19 protein-coding genes are annotated in these 19,607 nt (G+C 61.4%); 5 read left to right on the plus strand and 14 right to left on the minus strand.

Annotated features, from left to right (window positions below; translation table 11 throughout):
• Positions 1–165: 165 nt before the first annotated feature.
• Positions 166–780: a LysE family translocator gene (locus FBY10_RS16860; protein WP_131699997.1), complete on the minus strand. Its 615-nt coding sequence runs from the start codon at positions 778–780 to the stop codon at positions 166–168.
• Between the two features lie 144 nt (positions 781–924).
• On the opposite strand from FBY10_RS16860, the gene FBY10_RS16865 reads away from it, so the two are divergent.
• Positions 925–2,010 carry a DUF1615 domain-containing protein gene (locus FBY10_RS16865; protein ID WP_131699996.1) on the plus strand — a complete coding sequence of 362 codons (1,086 nt, stop codon included), beginning with the start codon at positions 925–927 and terminating at the stop codon, positions 2,008–2,010.
• Here the strand turns inward: FBY10_RS16865 and FBY10_RS16870 are convergent, their stop codons facing one another.
• On the minus strand, positions 2,011–2,805 hold the full coding sequence (locus FBY10_RS16870) for a DUF4349 domain-containing protein (RefSeq protein WP_145337092.1): 795 nt from the start codon (positions 2,803–2,805) through the stop codon (positions 2,011–2,013).
• A 157-nt stretch (positions 2,806–2,962) separates the two neighbouring features.
• Between FBY10_RS16870 and FBY10_RS16875 the strand changes: the two genes are divergently transcribed.
• On the plus strand, positions 2,963–3,382 hold the full coding sequence (locus FBY10_RS16875; protein ID WP_145337093.1) for a PaaI family thioesterase: 420 nt from the start codon (positions 2,963–2,965) through the stop codon (positions 3,380–3,382).
• A 102-nt stretch (positions 3,383–3,484) separates the two neighbouring features.
• Here FBY10_RS16875 and FBY10_RS16880 read toward each other — a convergent pair whose 3' ends face one another.
• From FBY10_RS16880 to FBY10_RS16890, 3 genes are read right to left on the minus strand one after another with little or no spacing between them, the layout of a single operon-like run.
• Positions 3,485–4,666: an acetyl-CoA C-acetyltransferase gene (locus tag FBY10_RS16880; protein ID WP_145337094.1), complete on the minus strand. Its 1,182-nt coding sequence runs from the start codon at positions 4,664–4,666 to the stop codon at positions 3,485–3,487.
• Positions 4,667–4,677: 11 nt separating this feature from the next.
• On the minus strand, positions 4,678–5,337 hold the full coding sequence (locus tag FBY10_RS16885; RefSeq protein ID WP_027603173.1) for a CoA transferase subunit B: 660 nt from the start codon (positions 5,335–5,337) through the stop codon (positions 4,678–4,680).
• 34 nt (positions 5,338–5,371) lie between these two features.
• The gene (locus tag FBY10_RS16890; protein WP_131699992.1) at positions 5,372–6,070 is read right to left on the minus strand and encodes a CoA transferase subunit A; all 699 of its coding nucleotides are present in this window, start codon (positions 6,068–6,070) and stop codon (positions 5,372–5,374) included.
• Between the two features lie 133 nt (positions 6,071–6,203).
• Between FBY10_RS16890 and FBY10_RS16895 the strand changes: the two genes are divergently transcribed.
• On the plus strand, positions 6,204–7,109 hold the full coding sequence (locus tag FBY10_RS16895; protein WP_145337095.1) for a LysR family transcriptional regulator: 906 nt from the start codon (positions 6,204–6,206) through the stop codon (positions 7,107–7,109).
• A gap of 62 nt (positions 7,110–7,171) precedes the next feature.
• Here FBY10_RS16895 and FBY10_RS16900 read toward each other — a convergent pair whose 3' ends face one another.
• The 6 genes from FBY10_RS16900 to FBY10_RS16925 all read right to left on the minus strand — a co-directional run bounded on the left by FBY10_RS16900 (position 7,172) and on the right by FBY10_RS16925 (position 14,925).
• The gene (locus tag FBY10_RS16900) at positions 7,172–7,501 is read right to left on the minus strand and encodes a hypothetical protein (protein ID WP_025854475.1); all 330 of its coding nucleotides are present in this window, start codon (positions 7,499–7,501) and stop codon (positions 7,172–7,174) included.
• Between the two features lie 464 nt (positions 7,502–7,965).
• Positions 7,966–8,829, minus strand: a complete 864-nt coding sequence (locus FBY10_RS16905; protein ID WP_145337096.1) for an NAD-dependent protein deacetylase — start codon at positions 8,827–8,829, stop codon at positions 7,966–7,968.
• An 8-nt stretch (positions 8,830–8,837) separates the two neighbouring features.
• Positions 8,838–9,278, minus strand: coding sequence for a CBS domain-containing protein (locus FBY10_RS16910; RefSeq protein WP_131699988.1), 441 nt, complete (start codon positions 9,276–9,278; stop codon positions 8,838–8,840).
• Between the two features lie 133 nt (positions 9,279–9,411).
• Positions 9,412–11,361 (minus strand): DNA topoisomerase III, encoded by a 1,950-nt coding sequence (locus FBY10_RS16915; RefSeq protein WP_145337097.1) that lies wholly within the window; start codon positions 11,359–11,361, stop codon positions 9,412–9,414.
• Between the two features lie 229 nt (positions 11,362–11,590).
• Positions 11,591–13,213: an MFS transporter gene (locus FBY10_RS16920; RefSeq protein WP_131699987.1), complete on the minus strand. Its 1,623-nt coding sequence runs from the start codon at positions 13,211–13,213 to the stop codon at positions 11,591–11,593.
• Between the two features lie 65 nt (positions 13,214–13,278).
• The gene (locus FBY10_RS16925; protein WP_145337098.1) at positions 13,279–14,925 is read right to left on the minus strand and encodes a GMC family oxidoreductase; all 1,647 of its coding nucleotides are present in this window, start codon (positions 14,923–14,925) and stop codon (positions 13,279–13,281) included.
• Between the two features lie 130 nt (positions 14,926–15,055).
• On the opposite strand from FBY10_RS16925, the gene FBY10_RS16930 reads away from it, so the two are divergent.
• Complete coding sequence (locus FBY10_RS16930; RefSeq protein WP_145337099.1) at positions 15,056–15,952, plus strand: LysR family transcriptional regulator; 897 nt, start codon at positions 15,056–15,058, stop codon at positions 15,950–15,952.
• A 39-nt stretch (positions 15,953–15,991) separates the two neighbouring features.
• Here FBY10_RS16930 and FBY10_RS16935 read toward each other — a convergent pair whose 3' ends face one another.
• From FBY10_RS16935 to FBY10_RS16945, 3 genes are read right to left on the minus strand one after another with little or no spacing between them, the layout of a single operon-like run.
• The gene (locus tag FBY10_RS16935; protein ID WP_145337100.1) at positions 15,992–17,089 is read right to left on the minus strand and encodes a DNA alkylation repair protein; all 1,098 of its coding nucleotides are present in this window, start codon (positions 17,087–17,089) and stop codon (positions 15,992–15,994) included.
• Between the two features lie 13 nt (positions 17,090–17,102).
• Entirely contained in the window at positions 17,103–18,449 is a 1,347-nt protein-coding gene (locus tag FBY10_RS16940) for a glutamine synthetase family protein (RefSeq protein WP_145337101.1), read from the minus strand.
• An 11-nt stretch (positions 18,450–18,460) separates the two neighbouring features.
• Positions 18,461–19,018 carry a helix-turn-helix domain-containing protein gene (locus FBY10_RS16945; RefSeq protein ID WP_131699982.1) on the minus strand — a complete coding sequence of 186 codons (558 nt, stop codon included), beginning with the start codon at positions 19,016–19,018 and terminating at the stop codon, positions 18,461–18,463.
• Between the two features lie 212 nt (positions 19,019–19,230).
• On the opposite strand from FBY10_RS16945, the gene FBY10_RS16950 reads away from it, so the two are divergent.
• Positions 19,231–19,539 (plus strand): RcnB family protein, encoded by a 309-nt coding sequence (locus tag FBY10_RS16950; protein WP_145337102.1) that lies wholly within the window; start codon positions 19,231–19,233, stop codon positions 19,537–19,539.
• The last annotated feature ends 68 nt before the right edge of the window (positions 19,540–19,607 follow it).

Consider the following 19,607-nt stretch of genomic DNA (forward strand, 5'->3'; position numbering starts at 1 on the left):
AAGACGCAGCCCCATGAACCAGGGCTTTAACGAAAACAACCATCTGCAATCCCTCGCACTGTGTATTCAGGCGAGGGACTTTGCAGAGGTTTTCAGGCTGGGGCTGTAGAGCTTATCTTGCCGTTACGTGGGATCTTTCAGCGGCTATCGTCCTATCAAAAGCCTTCAGCGCTGTGCAAACGCCAGGTTCAACCCCAGCCCCGCAAACGCCGCCGCAAAACTGCGGCGCAGCCAGTTCTGCACCCGTGGCGACTCGATCACCGCGCGGCGAAACCCGTTGGCCAGCAAGCCGTAGATCACAAACACCGCGAACGTCATCGCCATGAACACCGCGCTCAGCACCAGCATTTGCACGGCAGGTGCCGTGCTGCCTGGCGCCACGAACTGGGGCAGGAAAGCCAGGAAGAAAATGGTCAGCTTGGGGTTGAGAATATTCAGCAGGAAGCCGCGCAGCATCAAACTGCGCGCGGTGGCGACTGTCGGTGCGTCATTCATGGCGAAGGCCGAGCGATCACGCCAGGTGGCATACGCCAGATACAACAGATAGGCGACGCCAGCGTATTTCAGGACTTCGAAGGCCAGCGCGCTGGTATGCAGCAGTGCGGAAAGGCCGAGCACGGATGCCAGCAGATGCGGGAGGATACCGGCCGTACAACCCAGCGCGGCGAACACACTGGCGCGCTTGCCGGCGGTGAGGCCCGTGGACACGGTAAAGATCACGCCGGTACCGGGGATCAGTACGACAATCAGGCAGGTGACGAGGAAGTTCAGGCTGAGCATGGCATTCAAACTCCGTGTACGAATGAGGGATGACAGATCCTGTCACGTTCGGCCTGGGTTGGCGAGAAGGCGAGTTGGCGAACCCGCGTTAGACTTACCGGTCCATATCCGCAACGCCTGGCCCATCGTCCTCAAGGAAGCCCCATGTCCCCACGCTGCCTGATCCTCTGCCTTGCCTCCTTGCTGGTGCTGGCCGGCTGTTCCACGTCACGCGGCCCGCAGCAACCAGAGCGAAGCGAAGCCGAGGTGAAGGCCGAGATCGTGCGCCTGCTCCCGGCTAAGGTTCCAGACCGCAACGGCTGGGCCCAGGACATCTACACCGCCTTTGATACTCAAAAGATCTATCCCAGTACCGAGAATATCTGTGCCGTATTGGCGGTAACCGAGCAGGAATCCACCTTTCAGGTCGACCCGCCCGTACCCAACATGGGCAAGATCGCCCAGGATGAAATCCTGCGCCGTGCCGCCAAGGTGCATGTACCGGCGTTTGTGGTGCGCAGCGCCCTGCAACTGCGCTCGCCCACCGGCAAGTCCTACGCCGACCGCTTGAATGCCGCGCGCACGGAGAAGGACCTGAGCGGCATCTTCGATGACTTCATCAGCATGGTGCCCCTGGGCAACACCCTGTTTGGCGGCTTCAACCCGGTGCACACCGCCGGCCCCATGCAGGTCAGTATCGACTTCGCGCAGAAACAGGCGCGGGGTTATCCCTACACGGTGGATGGCACGATTCGTCGGGAAGTCTTCACCCGGCGCGGCGGCATGTACTTCGGTATCGCCCATTTGCTTGGTTACCCGGTGAGCTATGAACAGCCGCTGTACCGTTTTGCCGACTTCAATGCGGGGTGGTACGCCAGCCGTAATGCGGCGTTCCAGGCGGCGGTCAGCCGCGCGTCGGGCACTGAGTTGGCGCTGGATGGGGATCTGATTCGCTACGGCTCATTGCTGCCCGGTACCACCGAACTGGCGGTGCGCTCATTGGGCGCGAAGCTGGACATGCGCAACCCCAGCATTCGCAGCCAGCTGGAACAGGGCGAGCAGCTGGATTTTGAAGACACCACCCTCTACAAACGCGTGTTTGCGCTGGCCGATAAGGCCGCCGGCAAGCCGCTGCCCCGTGCGATCCTGCCGGGCATCGTGCTCAAAAGCCCGAAGATCACCCGCAACCTGACCACGGCGTGGTTTGCCAAGCGCGTAGATGAGCGGTACCAGCGCTGCATGAAGCGCTGATCAGCTGCGGCGCCTGACAAATTTGCGCCACAGCCACACCCACAACCACACCACCGGAAACGCCAGGATCACGAACGGCAGCACATAGCTTGCGCGCTCCAGGGCGTCTGCGGTGCCGTCCACCAGGTTAGTGCCCAGGTTGCTGAACATCCGGCTGAAGCGTGACGGTTGGTTGGCGCCGTCGGAAGAGCGGAAGTTGAGGGTGACGCGGTTGGTATCCAGGCGACGCTGCTGGCCGGCGGCAACCTGGGCGAGCTCCTGCAGTTCGTTTTCAATGCCCGCCTGCTCCTTGCTCAAGGCGATCAGGTCGCTGACGCTGATGTCCTTGCGCTTGGCCAGTTCATCGAGGCGCTGTTGCTGGGCTTGCAGGCGATCCTGGCGGCGGCGTACATCGGCGACCGCGTCGGCCAGGTCTTCGGCGGTGGTGATGCGCTGGCCGAGTTTGCCGCCTTCAGCGGCCATGGCGACCATTGGTTCGACGCCGGTGGGCGCGATCCGCAGGATGATCTCGCCGCCGTTGCTGTCCTCGGTGATGCCAAGGATATTGCACGCGCCAAACCGCGCCGATTCACAAGCCTCGCGGGTCGCCTGCATGCGCGGCGCGAGCAGGGCGCCGGGCAGGGCCAGGGTCAGTTCGTGCTCATAGGCCAGTTGCGCGCCGGCCCGGCCTTGTTCGCCATTGATCACCGTGGCGCGGGAGTGGTCCTTGGGTGAGCAGCCGACGAGAGCCAGACCGGCCAGCAGGATCAACAGGGGCGCGCGAAGCGATTGAAGGTTGCCGTCCGGATGGCGCATTGCAGTTCCTTGAGGTGTGCGGGGGATATTGGCGGCGATTAAAGCGGGTCCGGCGAATTAACGCAAAGTATCGTGCAAGATTTGCAGGGCTGATGGTGATGGCTGCCGTTGGGCGTGTGGCGTACATCTCAAATCCGCCCCCCAAGGAATACTCGCCATGATTGCTCACGCCGTGCCCGAAGGTTTTGTCCCGCTGCCGCGCAGCAGCCCGTTGCTGGATTTGCTTGGCCCGGCGTATTGCCGAGGTGACGGCCTGCAACTGGAGATCGGCCTGCGCGCCGACAATCGCCATGCCAATGGGCGGGGGAGTGTGCACGGCGGGGTGTTGGCGACCCTGGCGGATGTCGGCATGGGCTATGCCATGGCGTTTTCCAGTGAGCCGCCGTTGCCGTTGATTACGGCGAGCATGACCGTGGATTACCTGGGGACGGTGCAGGTGGGGGAGTGGATTACGGTGCGCTTGGAACATCACAAGCGAGGGCGGCAAATGGCGTTTGCCACGGTGAGCCTGCAGGTGGCGGAGAAGGTGGTGGCGCGGGCGAATGCGGTGTTTGCCGTGCCTCAAGCTGACAGGTAATGAAGATCTGATGTGGGAGGGGGCTGTGGTTCTTCAGGGAAACCGCATAAAGAAAAGGCCTGGCTTTTCGTGGAGCCGGGCCTTTTCCGTGTTGCTCTTTTATCAGTGGCGTTCGAGTGCCAGGGCTACGCCTTGGCCGCCACCGATGCACAGGGTCGCCAGGCCTTTCCTGGCATCGCGCTTGATCATTTCGTGCAGCAGGGTGACCAGCACGCGGCAGCCTGAGGCGCCGATGGGGTGGCCGATGGCGATGGCGCCGCCGTTGACGTTGACCTTGTCCGCATCCCACTCCAGCTCTTTACCTACCGCCAGGGATTGCGCGGCAAAGGCTTCGTTGGCTTCGATCAGGTCCAGGTCGCCCAGGCTCCAACCGGCTTTGTCCAGGCAGCGGCGGGTGGCCGAGACCGGGCCGATGCCCATGATCGCCGGATCGACACCCGCGTTGGCGTAGCTGGCGATACGCGCCAATACCGGCAAGCCCAGGGCCTTGGCCTTGTCGGCACTCATCAGCAGCACCGCAGCGGCGCCGTCATTCAGGCTGGAGGCGTTGCCGGCGGTGACGCTGCCGTCTTTCTTGAACGCCGGCTTGAGCTTGGCCAGGGATTCGGCGGTGGTGCCGGCGCGAGGCTGCTCATCCACGGCGAAGGCAATCGGGTCGCCCTTGCGCTGGGGAATCAGGATGGGTGTGATCTCGTCGACAAACCTGCCCGCTTCGATAGCGGCGGTGGCTTTTTGCTGGGAGGCGGCGGCGAAAGCATCCTGGGCTTCACGGCTGATGCCGTATTTGTCCACGAGGTTCTCGGCGGTGATGCCCATGTGGTAGTCGTTGAATGCATCCCAGAGGCCGTCGGTGATCATGCTGTCGATCATCTTGGCATGGCCCATGCGCAAGCCCGTGCGCGCAGCAGGCAGTACGTAGGGTGCCAGGCTCATGTTCTCCATGCCGCCGGCGATGATGACCTCGGCGTCACCGCAACGGATGGCCTGGGCGCCCAAGTGCAGGGCTTTCAGGCCTGAGCCGCAGACCTTGTTGAGGGTCAGGCTCGGCACGGCGTGGGGCAGGCCGGCGAGGATCGAGGCCTGGCGTGCAGGGTTCTGGCCGGAACCCGCGGTGAGTACCTGGCCGAGGATGACTTCATCCACTTCGGCCGGGTCCAGACCGGTTTGCTCCAGCAGGCGACGGATCACGGCGGCGCCCAGCTCCGGTGCCGGAATGCTTGCCAGCGAACCTTGAAAGCTGCCCACGGCGGTGCGGGTGGCAGCAACAATCACGACGTCTTGCATGGAATCTGTCCTCACTGGAAGTGCATTTCTGGAACGTGGTCCGGGACGATCAGTTTACCGGCGGTCTTGCTCACAATCTCTTCAACGCTGACGCCAGGTGCGCGTTCCTTGAGGACAAAAGCGCCATTTTCGATTTCCAGATACGCCAGGTCCGTCAGCACACGCTTGATGCAGTTGGCTCCGGTCAGCGGCAGGCTGCATTGGCTGAGCAACTTGGACTCACCGTCCTTGGAGGCGTGGGTCATGATCACGATGATGTTTTCCGCACCGGCCACCAGGTCCATGGCGCCGCCCATGCCCTTGACCAGTTTGCCGGGGATCATCCACGAGGCGATGTTGCCGTGTACGTCCACTTCAAAGGCACCGAGTACGGTGAGGTCGACGTGGCCGCCGCGAATCATCGCGAAGGATTCGGCGGAGGAGAAGATCGAGGCGCCGATGCGCGCCGTCACGGTTTGCTTGCCGGCGTTGATCATGTCGGCATCGATGGTGTCTTCGGTAGGAAACGGGCCCATGCCCAGCAGGCCGTTTTCCGATTGCAGCATCACTTCCATGCCTTCGGGAATGTAGTTGGCCACCAGGGTCGGAATGCCGATGCCCAGGTTGACGTAGAAACCATCCTGCATTTCGCGGGCGACGCGTTGAGCCATTTGTTCGCGGGTAAGAGCCATTTTAGGAGTCCTTATTGTTCGGGCTGGGGGCGGATTATTTGCGCACGGTGCGCTGTTCGATGCGCTTCTCGAACGTGCCGCAGATGATCCGGTCGACGTAGATGCCAGGGGTGTGGATCTGCGCCGGGTCCAGCTCGCCCGGTTCGACGATTTCCTCGACTTCGACCACGGTGATCTTGCCGGCGGTGGCCGCCAGCGGGTTGAAGTTCTGGGCGGTGTGGCGATAGATGACGTTGCCGAAGTGGTCGGCTTTCCAGCCTTTGACGATGGCGAAGTCGCCGGTAATGGATTCTTCCATCAGGTACGGTCGACCGTTGAATTCGCGGGTTTCCTTGCCTTCGGCGACCGGGGTGCCGACGCCGGTGGCGGTGAAGAAGGCCGGGATACCGGCGCCGCCTGCGCGCATTTTTTCCGCCAGGGTGCCTTGGGGGGTCAGCACCACTTCGATTTCGCCGCTGAGCAATTGCTTCTCGAACAGGGCGTTTTCACCGACGTAGGAGGCGATCACCTTGCTGATCTGCTTTTCTTCCAGCAGCACGCCGAGGCCAAAACCATCGACGCCGCAGTTATTGGAAACCACGGTGAGGTCACGGGTGCCTTTGCGCTTGATCTCGGCGATGAGGTTTTCCGGAATTCCGCACAGGCCGAAACCACCGGCGAGCACGGTCATGCCGTCTTCCAGGCCTGCCAGTGCTTCCTCGTAGGACGCCACGCGTTTATCAAAACCTGCCATATGCACCTCTTTTATTGTTAGTGGGCCAGCCAATGAATCGAGTGTTGCGCCGACGGATTGATTTGTTAAGTTGTTTTTTAAGGTTGATTGATTTAGAAAACAGCATAGTCGACCCGCCGCCCGGAGTAGCGCCATGACCGTTAAACAGATGCGTGCCTTTCTTGCCGTGGCCCAAAGCCTGAGTTTTGCCGCCGCCTGTGAGCGTCTGCACCTTTCTCAATCGGCGCTGAGCCTGACCATCAAGGGCTTGGAAGAAGGGCTGGGCGGGCGCTTGTTCAGCCGTAATACGCGCAATGTGGCCCTCACGCCCGAGGGCGAATCCCTGCTGCCGCTGGCCCGTCGGCTGATGGCCGATTGGGACAATACCGAGGACGAACTGCGTCAACTGTTCACCCTGCAACGCGGGCGGGTCACCGTGGCGGCGATGCCGTCGTTTGCCGGCAACCTGCTGCCGCCGATCCTGAAGATATTCCGCGCGCGTTACCCCCAGGTGAACGTGACGGTGCATGACTTGATCAATGAGCAAGTGCTGGAGATGGTTCGCGACCGCCATGTGGAACTGGGCGTGGCGTTTGAACCCTCGGAGGGTTCGTCGCTGGCCTTTACGCCGTTGTACCTGGACCGTTTCATTGCGGTGGTGCCCGGTGATTCACGGCTGGCGCAGTGTGCCGAGGTCGACTGGAAAACCTTGCTGGAGCACCCGTTCATCACGTTACAGCGGCCTTCCACGGTGCGAGTGATGTTGGAAGAGCATCTGGGGGCCTTGAAGATGAAGTTGCCGGTGGCGTTGGAAAGCCATCAATTGGCAACCGTGGGCAAGATGGTCGCCAGCGGCCTGGGTGTCAGCGCCGTACCGGCCTTGTGTGCGCAGCAGATGCAGGAGGCGGGGGCGCACTGCATCACCTTGACCGATCCGGTGATCGAGCGGCCGATTGGCGTGTTGACCAAGCCCGGGCATGAACTGTCGGCGGCGGCGCAGGTGTTGTTTGATATTTTTCGGGATGAGGCGGGGAAGGGCAGGTTCCCGGCGGTGTTATAAAACAGGTATTAAAAAGCCCGCTCGAATAAACGAACGGGCTTAAATTTAAAGGTGCACTGTTATCAGCAGTATCTATCAATCACTTTAACTTGCGATTGGCCTTTGAGGTTCTGCCATTCGGTATTAAGTGTGTGGAACACTTGCTCGATAAAGTTGCGATCGGCCGCGGCTTTCTTACCGACATAACCCTGGCCACGGCGGTACATCTTCAGGCGCGCCGCCAGTTCACGGTTATTGCGGTCGAACTCGGCTTCTTCGGTATGGGGCGCCAGGCAGTCAATTTGCACTTCGCCCGATTTGCCAATCCACAGGATATGGTCGTCGAGTGTGTCTTTCTGCGCTGCGAACATCTCAGCCAATTCATCGATAGTTGGTTGGTTGTTCAGATTCATGTGTAAGCCCCTTGACCAGTTGGCGATCTATCAGTTGATTCCGTTAAAACTGCTTAGTTGTCTCCGGCTTGGAAAACCGGGCGTCAGTGACGGTCTGCCGAATACGGGCAGGGTCTTGAACCTGATGCATGTAGTCTTGCTGATGAACTGCTACGCAATGGTTTCATAACGAAGACAAGTCGCGTTTGAGCGCCTTGTACCGATCCTTGCGGGCCGGTCAGCTTCATCAATCTGCCTTGTGGGCAGTGCACATCCGGAAAAAACAGCTCGGCGGTCAGACGAGCTTGTTCAAAACGCTTGTTACCAACGCTCCCGATCCGGGAGACGTCTAGATCATGCAAGGACAAAAAGGTTACGTCAACGGTTATGTAGTGATTATTTTTGATCACTACATAATTCGCCGTGGGTATGGGGAGATACGGCAGGTGCGTGACTTGAGCGTCATTTTTTGCGCTGGACGGTCGCTATGGCTGAGGAGGAGTTGACTGCAGGCGGTCTGCCAGCAAGGGCAGAAGCTGCTCGCACGAGGTTTCGATCTTTACCTGCAACAACTCATCACCCCGGGTCTTGCCCAAGTTGATGGCGATCACCGGCTTGCCCTGTTCGACCATCGCCTTGCACAGGCGAAATGCGGAGTAAGCCATCAGCGACGAACCCACCACCAGCAACCCATCGGCATGCGCTACCGCCGCCATCGCCCTGGCAGCCGTCGCTGGCGCGACGTTCTCGCCAAAAAACACCACGTCCGGCTTCAGTCGTTCACCCTCGCAATGGGGGCAGTGGGGGACCTGGAAGCGCTCTTCAAACGCGGGGTCGAGCAAGGTGTCACCATCAGGTGCCTGTACCGCATGGACTTGCGCCAGGTACGGGTTATCGACTTCCATCTGCCGCTGGATCACATCGCGCGTGCTGTGCAGCTGGCAATCCAGGCACAGTACCCGGTGCAGGCTGCCGTGTAGTTCGATCACATCGTGACTGCCGGCCTGGTCATGCAAGGTGTCGACGTTCTGCGTGATCAGGCCGGTGATGTGCTGGCGCTGTTGCAGGGTCGCCAATGCCCGGTGAGCATTGTTCGGCTGCGCGATACGTACCCTCGGCCAGCCCAGCATCGCCCGTGCCCAATAGCGGCGCCGCGCCTGCGCGGTGGCGAGGAATTCCTGATACATCATCGGCGCCTTGCCCCGGCGCACGCCTTCGCTGTCGCGGTAGTCGGGGATCCCCGACGACGTGCTGATGCCTGCACCGGTCAACACCAGGAAGCGCCGTTCGGCCATGGCGCGGTGCAGGGTATCGAGGTGATCTTCCTGATGTTCCAGCGTGTCGAGCATGGTGTCTCCTATTCGCCGCGGATGTACTGCTCCAACTGCCTGATCAGGTCAGCCTGTTCGGCAATGGCTTCCTTGACCAGGTCACCGATGGACAGCAGGCCAAGCAGCTTGCCGTCTTCGACCACGGGCAGGTGGCGCAGGTGGCTGTCGGTCATGATGTTCATGCACTCTTCGACACTTTTGTGGGTATCGACGGTGATAACAGGGGAACTCATCACCTCGTGGACCTTTGTGGTGACCGACGACAGCCCCTTGAGCATGATTTTGCGTGCGTAATCGCGTTCGCTGATGATCCCCACGACCGCGCCTTCCTTGACCACCGGCAAGGCCCCGACGTTTTTCTCCGACATCCGGACCAGCGCTTCAAACACAGTGTGGTCCCATTGGATGGTGTGAACGTCCTGGTTTTTCTGGTCCTTGGCTTTGAGCAATTGTGCAACGGTCTTCATGGCGGCCACTCCGGTGTTGTTGTTAGGAAGTCAGCAAGTTCCCTACAGAATCCTAGACGGGCTGCGGCGCTGCAAGGACCAAAGCGGCGTTAAACCCGTCGAAAAACGTCATTCACAGGGTTTTTTTCACTTTTCATCCTGCATTCGCCGGCTTTTTGGCGCGTTTGGTCGTGCCGGCTGCCTTGCGGGGGGCGGCCTTGCGTTTCTTTTTCCACGGCGCAGCACCTCGACCCGCCGGGCTGGCCGGCCCGGTGATGGTCATGCGCATGCCGTTGCAACGCGCCACTTGCTTGCTCATCCACGCCGCCTGCTTGGCAACGAATTCTTCCAGGCTCATCTCGCCGCTTTGCACCATGTCCAGCGCCTGCTCCCAGATCGCGGTGGTGCCAGGGTCGGCGATGGCACGGGGCACCGCGTCGATCAGGCTGAAGGCTGCCGGGGTCGCCGACAGCGCCTTGCCGTTCTTCACCAGGTAACCGCGGTCGAGCAGGCCCTGGATAATCCCGGCGCGGGTGGCCTCGGTGCCGATGCCGGTGGTGTCCTTGAGCTTTTGCTTGAGCAGCGGGTCTTCCACCAGCTTGGCGACGTTTTTCATCGCCTTGATCAGGTCACCTTCGGTAAAGGGCTTGGGCGGTTGGGTCCACAGGTCCTTGAGGTTGACCTTGGCCACCGCGTAATCCTGGCCTTGCACCAGTGTCGGCAAGGCCTGGGGTGCCGGTGCTTCGCGGCTCTTTGCCGGTGCCAGGGCTTCGGGCAAGGCACGTTTCCAGCCCGGCTCGATCACCACTTTGCCCACCGCGCGCAACGCCTGGCCCGCACAGTCGAAGTCCGCCTGGGTGCGATCGTATTCATGGTTGGGCAGGAACTGCGCCAGGTAGCGCGCGCGAATCAGGGTGTAGACCGCACGGTGCTTGCCGGTGAGTTGGCCAACGTCCTTGCCGGCGCCGGTGGGAATGATGCCGTGGTGCGCGCTGACCTTGGCATCGTTCCAGGCCCGTGAGCGGCGCAGGGGATCGATATGCGGCATCAACTCATTGACTGCCGCATCCGCACGGCCCAATGCGGCGAGGATCTTCGGCGCCTCACTGTGCTGGCTCAACGGCAAGTAGCCACAGTCACTGCGCGGGTAGGTGATGACCTTGTGGGTTTCGTACAGGGACTGGGCGATATCCAGGGTTTCCTGGGCACCGAGGCCGAGCTTCTTCGAGCAGATTTCCTGCAGGGTGCCGAGGTCGAAGGGCAGGGGCGCCACCTCGCGCATGCGTTCGGTGCGCAGCTTGATCAGCCGCGCGCTGGCGGCGTTGGTCATGGCGTCGGCAGCGTCCCGGGCCAACTGCGGGTCAAGGCAGCGGCCCTGGTCGTCACAGGCATCCTCGGTCGCGCGCCATTGTGCGGTAAACGTCATGGATGGGTGGCGCAGGTCCACATCAATGGCCCAGTAAGCCACGGGTACGAAGTCGGCGATGCTGCGGTCGCGGTCCACCACCAGGCGCAAGGTCGGTGTTTGCACCCGGCCTACCGGCAGCACGCCCTGATACCCCGACTGACGCCCCAGCAGGGTAAACAGGCGACTCATGTTCATGCCGATCAGCCAGTCGGCGCGGGAGCGGCCCAGGGCCGAGTGGTACAGGCTGAAGGTTTCGGCGCCTGGCTTGAGTGCCGCCAGGGCCTTGCGGATGGAGGCATCGTCCAGTGCCGACAGCCATAACCGCTGGATCGGCCCGCGATAGCGACAATGCTCGACCAGTTCGCGGGCGATCATCTCGCCCTCACGGTCGGCGTCGGTGGCAATCACCAGTTCCTGGGCTTCCCCCAGCAGGCGCTTGACGGCCTTGAACTGGCTGGCGGTCTTGGGCTTGACCAGCATCTTCCATTTTTCCGGGACGATCGGCAGGTCGGCCAGTACCCAGCGTTTGTATTTGGCGTCGTAGGCGTCGGGCGGGGCGGTTTCCAGCAGGTGGCCGATGCACCAGGTGACGGTGACCCCATTGCCCAACCAGCAACCGTCGCCGCGGCGACTGGCGCCGAGCACGGCCGCAATGTCCTTGGCCTGGGAGGGTTTTTCACAGAGGTACAGCCGCATGGTCATCACATCAGATCGGGTTGATGCTTTGCAGGATGCTCAGTCAGAGGGATTTGAGCAACTGTTATCTGTATGGATGTACAGCAATTCGTGTAAGCGTTGCCGGAATAAATGTGGGAAGGGGATTGCTCCCGATAGCGCCATATCAGTCAACGCAGCTGTGACTGAACCACCGCTATCGGGAGCAAGCCCCCTCCCACAAGGGATCTCCTGTGTTCAGGAGATCGGTTTAATTGTTGTCGAGATCCACATGCCGCGTTTCTTTAAGGCAGAACAATCCGACAATCAGGCTCACCCCCGTCACCACCACCGGGTACCACAAGCCATAGAAGATATCCCCGGTGTACACCACCAGCGCAAACGACACGGTCGGCAGGAACCCACCAAACCAGCCGTTACCGATGTGGTAGGGCAGGGACATCGAGGTGTAGCGAATACGCGTCGGAAACAGCTCCACCATCAGTGCCGCCAGCGGGCCGTAGCACATGGCGGCGATCAGGATCAGCACCACGATCAGCACTACCACCATGACCTTGTTGACCTGGGCCACATCCGCAGAAGTCGGGTAGCCGGCCAGGGTCACTGCACCGCGCAGCGCGGCCTCGTCGAAGCCGTCGATGCGCACTTCACCCACGCTGACCTGCACCGGGCTGCCGGCCGGGGCGGCGGCGCTGCTGTACGGCAGGCCTTGCTTGACCAGGAAGGTCTTGACCTTGTCGCACGGGCTGTCAAATTTCGCCTTGCCTACCGGATCGAACTGGAAGGTACAGGTGGCCGGGTCGGCCAGCACGGTGATCGGTGCCTGGCGGCTGGCCTGGTCCATCGCCGGGTTGGTGTAGTGCGCCAGGCCCTTGAAGATCGGGAAGTACAGCGCGGTGGCCAGCAGCAGGCCGAGCATCAGCACCGGTTTGCGCCCGACCTTGTCCGACAGCCAGCCAAAGAAGACGAAGAACGGCGCGCCAATCACCACGCTGATGATCAGCAGCATATTGGCCAGGGCCGGGTCCATCTTCAGGAACTGCGTGAGGAAAAACAGCACATAGAACTGCGACGCGTAGAACGTCACCGCTTGCCCACCGTTGATGCTGAACAGCGCGATCAGCACCACCTTGAGGTTTTCCCATTTACCGAAGGACTCACGGATCGGCGCCTTGCTGGACTTACCTTCCTCTTTCATTTTCAGGAATGCCGGCGACTCGTGCAGGCTCATGCGGATCCAGGTGGAAATACCCAGCAGCACAATGGAAAACAGGAACGGAATACGCCAGCCCCAGACTTCGAACTGATCGCCGGTGAAGTACCGGCATGCCAGCACCACCAGCAACGACAGCAGCAAACCGAGGGTCGCGGTGGATTGAATCCAGCTGGTGTTGAGGCCGCGTTTGCCGGCCGGTGCATGCTCGGCCACATAAGTGGCTGCGCCGCCGTATTCACCACCCAAGGCCAGGCCTTGCAGCATGCGCAGTACGATCAGGATGATCGGTGCCGCGATACCGATGCTGGCGTAGGTCGGCAACAGGCCGACGCAAAAGGTCGCCACGCCCATCAAAATGATGGTCACCAGAAAGGTGTACTTGCGCCCGATCATGTCGCCCAGGCGGCCGAACACCAGCGCGCCGAAGGGCCGCACCACAAAGCCGGCCGCAAAGGCCATCAAGGCAAAGATAAACGCCGTGGTGTCGTTGACCCCGGCAAAGAACTGTTTGCTGATCACCGCCGCCAGGGCGCCGTAGAGGAAAAAGTCATACCACTCGAACACCGTCCCCAGGGACGAGGCGAAGATGACTTTTCTTGATTCGTTACCGGTGCTCGCGTTGGTCGCCGAGCCCAGGGGTTGAGCATGTTCTGACATCGGGAAGCCCTCACAGTGATTATTTATTGTTGTTCCACTGTCGGCGCCAGGGTTGGCGCCGCTATTCAGATTGCATGAACCAGTTCTTTCTCCGGGGCGAGACTCCTTGTGTTCGGCGAAAGGATCAGCTGCGCGGCTTTTTCCGCGATCATCAGCGTGGGTGAACAGGTATTGCCGGAGGTAATGCGCGGCATGACCGAGGCATCGGCGATACGCAGGCCGGGCACGCCATGCACGCACAACTGGGCGTCGACCACCGCGTCTTTATCGCTGCCCATGCGGCAGGTGCCGACCGGATGGAAGATCGTCGTGCCGATACGCGCGGCGGCTTCATGCAGTTGCTCTTCGGTTTGCAGCGCGTCGCCGGGCAGGTATTCCACCGGTTTGAACTGGCTCAGGGCCGGTGCGGCGACGATGCGTCGGGTCAGGCGAATCGCGTCGGCGGCCACCCGCAAGTCTTCTGGATGGCTGAGGTAATTGGGCCGGATCAGCGGCGCATCCGCCGGGTTGGCCGAGCGGATATCGATGCGACCACGGCTTTGCGGGCGCAGGTCGCAGACCGAGGCGGTAAACGCCGGGAACCCGTGCAGCGGTTCGCCAAAGCGCTCCAGGGACAGCGGCTGCACGTGATATTCAAGGTTGGCCGAGGTCTGTTCCGGGCCCGAGCGGGCAAACGCGCCGAGCTGGCTGGGCGCCATCGACAGCGGGCCACTGCGGTCGTACAGGTAGCGCAGGCCCATGCCCATCTTGCCCCATACGGTGCCGGCGATCTGGTTCAGGGTGCGGGCGTTTTCCAGCTTGTAGATCAGCCGCAATTGCAGATGATCCTGCAGGTTGCCGCCGACGCCCGGCAGTTCATGCAGCACATCGATGCCCAACGGCTTGAGCACGCTGGCCGGGCCGATCCCCGAGCGTTGCAGGATGCCCGGCGAGCCCACGGAGCCGGCGCACAGCACGATTTCCTTGCGCGCCTTCCAGCGCACTTGCTGGCCGTTTTGACGCCCGATCACGGCCGAGGCGCGGCCGTTTTCCAGCACCACGCGGTCCACCTCGACTTCGGTCAGCACGGTGAGATTGGGTCGCTGGCGGATCGGTTTGAGAAATGCCTTGGCCGCATTCCAGCGCACTCCAGCCTTCTGGTTGACCTGGAAGTAGCCGCAGCCTTCGTTATCGCCCTGGTTGAAGTCGCTGATCGTGGCAATGCCGCTTTGCGCTGCGGCGTCCCGAAAGGCGTCCAGGATCGGCCAATGCAGCCGTTGCTGCTCGACTCGCCATTCGCCGCCGTCATTGTGGAATTCCGAGCTGCCGGCAAAGTGGTTTTCGCTCTGCTTGAACAGCGGCAGCACGTCTTTCCAGGCCCAGCCATCGTTGCCTGCCGCCGCCCAGCCATCGTAGTCCTGGGCCTGGCCGCGCATGTAGATCATGCCGTTGATGGAGGAGCAGCCACCGAGCACCTTGCCCCGTGGGTAACTCAGCGCACGGCCTTGCAGGCCTTCCTGGGCTTCGGTCTTGAAGCACCAGTCGGTGCGTGGGTTACCGATGCAGAACAGGTAGCCGACGGGGATATGGATCCAGGGGTAGTTGTCGCGGCCACCGGCTTCGAGCAGCAGAACGCGGTGGGAAGGGTTGGCGGACAGTCGATTGGCGAGCAGGCAGCCTGCGGGGCCGGCGCCTACTACCACATAATCGTATTCAGCAGCTGCAATGGGCATCTGAGGTCTCGCTTGTTTTTCTTATTGGCTCCATCCTAGTTGTTAGTTTTCGTCTTAAAAATGTTAGTTTTTACCCAGCTGCTGTGCGTTTTTAAACAGCGCTGCCTGGGGCTCATGCAATGGAGGCGACATGTTCGACTGGAATGACCTGCGGTATTTTCTTGAGTTGCAGCGCAGCGGTCGCCTGCTCACCGCCGCGCAGCGCCTGAAAACCACGCATGCCACCGTGGCCCGGCATATCGAAGCCATCGAGAAGAGCCTCGGCACCGCGCTGTTCGTGCAGCACGCCCAGGGTTACGAACTGACCCCTGCCGGCGAAGCCCTGCTCAAACACGCCGAAGCCATGGAAAACGTCGCGCTGCTGGCCGAGGACGAACTGACCCACTCCGCTGCGCCCCTGGGCAAGATCCGCCTCGGGGTGGCCGAAGGGTTGGGGGTGATGTTCCTCGCCGGGCGCATGAGCGGGCTGTTCGACCGCTACCCCGGATTGGAAGTGGAACTGGTGGCGGTGCCGCGCTTCGTCAGCATCCTCAACCGCGAAGCGGAAATCAGCATCCACCTCGAACGCCCCAGCGTCGGTCAATTGGTCACGCGTAAACTCACCGATTACCGCCTGGCACTCTATGCCAGCCGCGCCTACCTGGCGCGCACCCCACCGATTGAAAAACGCGAAGATCTCGCGGCCCATTCATGGATCGATTACGTCGACGACCTGCTGTTCAGCCAGGAATTGAAGTTCCTCAGCAGTTTCTGCCGTAACCCCAAGGTGGTGTTCCACAGCACCAGCGTCATCGCCCAACACCAGGCCGCGCGCTCCGGTTTGGGGATTGCGGTGTTGCCGTGCTTCATGGCGTCGGGCGACCCGGAGCTGGTGCCGTTGCTGCCGGGGGAGGGGATCCAGCGCAGTTACTGGATCAGCTCGCGCCGGGAACTGCACAAGTCGGTGCGATTGCGGGTGTTGTGGGATTACGTGGTGGAGTTGTGCGCGCGGGAGCAGCCACTGTTGCTCGGCGAATCCAACGGATGAAACCCTCCCACAGTGATCTGTGGTGTGGGTGACATCGGGTTAATCGCGCAATTCGAATTGCGCACTGCCCAATCGCTCCCCGTTCACCAACACATGCACCGTATGCCTGCCGGGATAGTGCTTGCGCGTGGTCAACGCGCGAATATGCTGCTCGCGGCGCAGGCTGTGCTGTTCACCTGCGCCGAGCGTAAACGCCTTGAGCTTGAACACCTTGGCCGCGCTGTGCCCGGCGCTTTTGACGTAGTCGATGGCGTAGTCCACCACCAGCTTTTGCGCAGTGGCAGCGGTGGATTCCAGGTTGAACGACAGGGTGATCCGCTCGCCCAGGGTGATCACCGCCGGGGTCACGCTCAGGTCATGGAGCTTCACCTCGGCCTTGGCGCCGGCGCCCATGATGGTCAGCGCGCGGGTGTTGCCCTGCTTGATCAGGCTGCGCAGCGCATGGCGGGCGATCCAGGCGGTGTGCGGGTTATCCAGGTTCCAGCCTTCGATCAGGCTGAGTACCCAATCCGGGTGGTCCTTGGTGACGTCATTGAGGTGGTTGGCCACGGATTTGCGTACGTAGAGGCTGTTGTCGGCCTTGAGGTTGTCGAGGATCGACGCACACAGCTCGGGGTTGGCCTGCACCGCGGCCAGGCGAAACGACCACGGCAGGCGCGGGCGCGAGCCTTCGCTGGCGAGGCGGCGCACGTGTTCGTTGTCATCCAGCGACCACGTTTGCATGATCGCCAGGGTGCGTTCGAGGTCGTGGAGCAAGAAGTGTCTTATGGCGAATTCAGCCGAGCCAAAGGTGGTGAAGTATTTGAGCGCGGCCATGGAGCGCTTGAAGTCATCCAGGCCGTAGCTCGCCACGTAGTGCGGCAGGCATAGGCTGACAAACCCGCTGTTCAGGCGCGGTGCCAGGGCGTAAAGCAGCTTGAGGCTCTGGGCATAGTCCAGTGGGATCACCGCGTGCAGGCTTTCGCTGACCCGCGCCATACGCTGCATCACCGACAACTCGGCCAGCCCGGCCTTGGCATGCTTGAGAAACCCCTTGGCGTCGAACGCCGGGTACACCGCCGTCATTTCGCTGGCGATGTGTTGCAGGCGTTCGACGTTGAAGATTTCCTTGAGGGCCGGGGCGCTTTGTTCGGTCATCGTTATTCCAGGGTTAGAGAAACCAGCGGTATTCCCGCGCGTTGATCTCTTGTTGAAAGGCCAGGTGGTCCTGGCGTTTGTTTTCGCAGTACACGTCGATAAATTCAGCGCCCAGCTTATCGCGCAATACCGGCTGATGCTGCATGGCGCGCACGGCATCGAGCATTTCCACGGGAAAGTCGGTGCCGCTGCTGCGGTCCTCGTTCAGTGGCGCGATAGGTTCGCGCTTGGCTTCAAGGCCATGCTCAAGGCCGACCAGGATCGCCGCCAGCACCAGATACGGGTTGGCGTCGGCACTGGCCAGGCGATGTTCGATCCTCAGATTGCGCGGGTCGGAATCGGGGATGCGCACGCACGCATCGCGGTCTTCAAACCCCCAACTGGCACGGGTCGCGGCGTTGACCGTACCGCCCAGGCGGCGGAAGGCGTTGTGGTTGGGCGAGAAGATCGGCATGCAGTGAGGCAGCAACTCCAGGCAACCGGCCACGGCGTGGCGCAGCGGTTGCTGCTGGTGCGCCGCGAGCACATTGTTGCCCGCGCCGTCATACAGGCTGACATGCACATGCATGCCGCTGCCGGGAAATTGCAGGTAAGGCTTGGCCATGAAACTGGCGCGGTAGCCGTGTTTCAGCGCCACGCCGCGGGTGCTGCGGCAGAACAGGGCCGCCCAGTCGGCGGCGCGCAGGCCGTCGTCGAGGTGACCGAAATTGATCTCGAACTGACCGGGGCCGAGCTCGGCGGTGATCACCGTGATGTCGATGCCCTGGTCCTTGGCGGTCTGCGCCATATCGTCCAGCACCTCGCTGAAGCGCGACAGCCGTTCGATATGCAGGTTGGGCTGGTCGTCGGTGTCATTGCTCAGCGGGTCGCGGGCGAATTGCGGCAGGCCGTTGTCGAGTTTTTTGTCGAACAGGTAGAACTCCAGTTCGAAGGCCACCACCGGGTGAATGCCTTTGTGGTGAAGACGCTCCAGCACTTTGGCCAAGACTTCGCGAGGTTCGAATTCGATCGGTGCTTCGGTGCCGTCCGAGGTGATCAACATCTGCCCCAGCGGCTGCGACTCCCAGCTCACCGGCTTGAGCGTGCCGGGCACCAGGCGACGGTTGGCATCCGGGTCGCCGTCGTGGAAGCAGTAGTCGCCGATCTTGAACAGCCCGCCCTGAACCCCCAGCAGCACGGCGTTTTGCGGCAGCTTCAAGGGGCTGCCGGCGGCGACCTTTTCGAGCATCTCGATGGGGTAGCGCTTGCCGTAGAAATGCCCGGGGATGTCCAGGGCGATCAGGTCGACATAACGCACGTCGGGATGGTTCTGGCGAAAGGTCCGTACTTCGGCCAGTAACGTGGAGGCTTGGCTTTTCACGGGTGTTGCTCCTAGTTGTAAACCCACAGCACGCGGGCGGGCAGGTCGGTCAGGTTGGCGTAGCGGCAGTGGGCGAAACTGGCCAGGTGGAAGCTGTCACCGGGGCCGAGGGTGACCGAATCGGCCTCACCCTCTACCCACAGCGTCAATTCGCCTTCCAGTACAAATCCGGCCTGCTCGGCGCGGTCGCTCATGGTCTGTTCACCGCTGTTGGCACCGGGTGCCAGCAGGCTGTCGAGCATCGAGAAGGCACCCTTCATGCTGGGGGAAACCAGGATGTCGGTGATGCCGTTGGCGTAATACACCGTGCGACGTTCGTTGGGGCGGGTGACCCAACTCACGGCCTTGGGTTTGGACAGGCTGTAGAAATAGGTGGTGGGCACATCGAGGGCATGGCTGATGGCGGTGAGATCCGCCACGGTCGGACGCGACAAGCCGCGTTCCACCTGGGACAGGAAACCCACCGAACGCTCGATCTTCTGTGCGAGCTGGGCGAGGGTGAGCTTCTTGTGCTTGCGCAGGTCGTGGATCAGGATCGCGAGGGCGTCGAGTTCTTCTTGCTGGTTCATGAAATTTATGTCTAATAATTTCATGAAAAATTACAGTATTTATTTCATGGTGGCAATGGGCGAGGCGCGTAAGCCACAGGGAGATTTGTCAGGGGCTGAAAAGTTGTGAAGATACCTATGCTCATCACAGGGGATCAAGGTTCAGCAGGCTGAATGATTTCATGCGCCCGCGGTCGGAACCTGGGTACGCATCATTCATTGAAGGAGCACCCATGAAGTCCAAAACCCTAGCTGCCTGTGTCCTGGTCGCCGCCAGCCTGTCCACCGCCAGCTTTGTCGTGCAGGCCGGTGATACGCCGCAGGAAACCGTGCAGCCTTCGAACATCAACACCCGTGATTTGAAAGAAGGCGACCGCGCCCCGGACATCCTGATGCGCAAGGAGTCGGCGGTCAGCGACTGGAAGAAACGCGGTCTCAAGCAGCCTGAAGCCGACAGCCAATGGGCGCGTGTGGGCGATAAGTTCGTGCTGCTCAAAACCACCAACGGCACCATCCTGGAGATCACGCCCGTCAAGAAATGACCCGCGTTTTTTTTCGGCTCTTGCGTTAAGGTAACCGGCCATCAAGACCGTGTTACCTTCAAAGAAAG

Origin of the sequence: Pseudomonas sp. SJZ103, from assembly GCF_007828335.1 — a bacterium.
Classification (GTDB): Bacteria; Pseudomonadota; Gammaproteobacteria; order Pseudomonadales; family Pseudomonadaceae; genus Aquipseudomonas.

What these genes read in the sequence shown, in the direction of transcription:
- FBY10_RS16865 (WP_131699996.1), top strand. Translation starts at nt 925, where the DNA reads ATGTCCCCACGCTGCCTGATCCTCTGCCTTGCCTCCTTGCTGGTGCTG.
- FBY10_RS16950 (WP_145337102.1), top strand. Translation starts at nt 19,231, where the DNA reads ATGAAGTCCAAAACCCTAGCTGCCTGTGTCCTGGTCGCCGCCAGCCTG.
- FBY10_RS16925 (WP_145337098.1), bottom strand. Translation starts at nt 14,925, where the DNA reads ATGCCCATTGCAGCTGCTGAATACGATTATGTGGTAGTAGGCGCCGGC.
- FBY10_RS16880 (WP_145337094.1), bottom strand. Translation starts at nt 4,666, where the DNA reads ATGCAAGACGTCGTGATTGTTGCTGCCACCCGCACCGCCGTGGGCAGC.
- FBY10_RS16920 (WP_131699987.1), bottom strand. Translation starts at nt 13,213, where the DNA reads ATGTCAGAACATGCTCAACCCCTGGGCTCGGCGACCAACGCGAGCACC.
- FBY10_RS16895 (WP_145337095.1), top strand. Translation starts at nt 6,204, where the DNA reads ATGACCGTTAAACAGATGCGTGCCTTTCTTGCCGTGGCCCAAAGCCTG.
- FBY10_RS16860 (WP_131699997.1), bottom strand. Translation starts at nt 780, where the DNA reads ATGCTCAGCCTGAACTTCCTCGTCACCTGCCTGATTGTCGTACTGATC.
- FBY10_RS16930 (WP_145337099.1), top strand. Translation starts at nt 15,056, where the DNA reads ATGTTCGACTGGAATGACCTGCGGTATTTTCTTGAGTTGCAGCGCAGC.
- FBY10_RS16875 (WP_145337093.1), top strand. Translation starts at nt 2,963, where the DNA reads ATGATTGCTCACGCCGTGCCCGAAGGTTTTGTCCCGCTGCCGCGCAGC.
- FBY10_RS16870 (WP_145337092.1), bottom strand. Translation starts at nt 2,805, where the DNA reads ATGCGCCATCCGGACGGCAACCTTCAATCGCTTCGCGCGCCCCTGTTG.
- FBY10_RS16915 (WP_145337097.1), bottom strand. Translation starts at nt 11,361, where the DNA reads ATGCGGCTGTACCTCTGTGAAAAACCCTCCCAGGCCAAGGACATTGCG.
- FBY10_RS16900 (WP_025854475.1), bottom strand. Translation starts at nt 7,501, where the DNA reads ATGAATCTGAACAACCAACCAACTATCGATGAATTGGCTGAGATGTTC.
- FBY10_RS16905 (WP_145337096.1), bottom strand. Translation starts at nt 8,829, where the DNA reads ATGCTCGACACGCTGGAACATCAGGAAGATCACCTCGATACCCTGCAC.
- FBY10_RS16910 (WP_131699988.1), bottom strand. Translation starts at nt 9,278, where the DNA reads ATGAAGACCGTTGCACAATTGCTCAAAGCCAAGGACCAGAAAAACCAG.
- FBY10_RS16945 (WP_131699982.1), bottom strand. Translation starts at nt 19,018, where the DNA reads ATGAACCAGCAAGAAGAACTCGACGCCCTCGCGATCCTGATCCACGAC.
- FBY10_RS16890 (WP_131699992.1), bottom strand. Translation starts at nt 6,070, where the DNA reads ATGGCAGGTTTTGATAAACGCGTGGCGTCCTACGAGGAAGCACTGGCA.
- FBY10_RS16885 (WP_027603173.1), bottom strand. Translation starts at nt 5,337, where the DNA reads ATGGCTCTTACCCGCGAACAAATGGCTCAACGCGTCGCCCGCGAAATG.
- FBY10_RS16935 (WP_145337100.1), bottom strand. Translation starts at nt 17,089, where the DNA reads ATGACCGAACAAAGCGCCCCGGCCCTCAAGGAAATCTTCAACGTCGAA.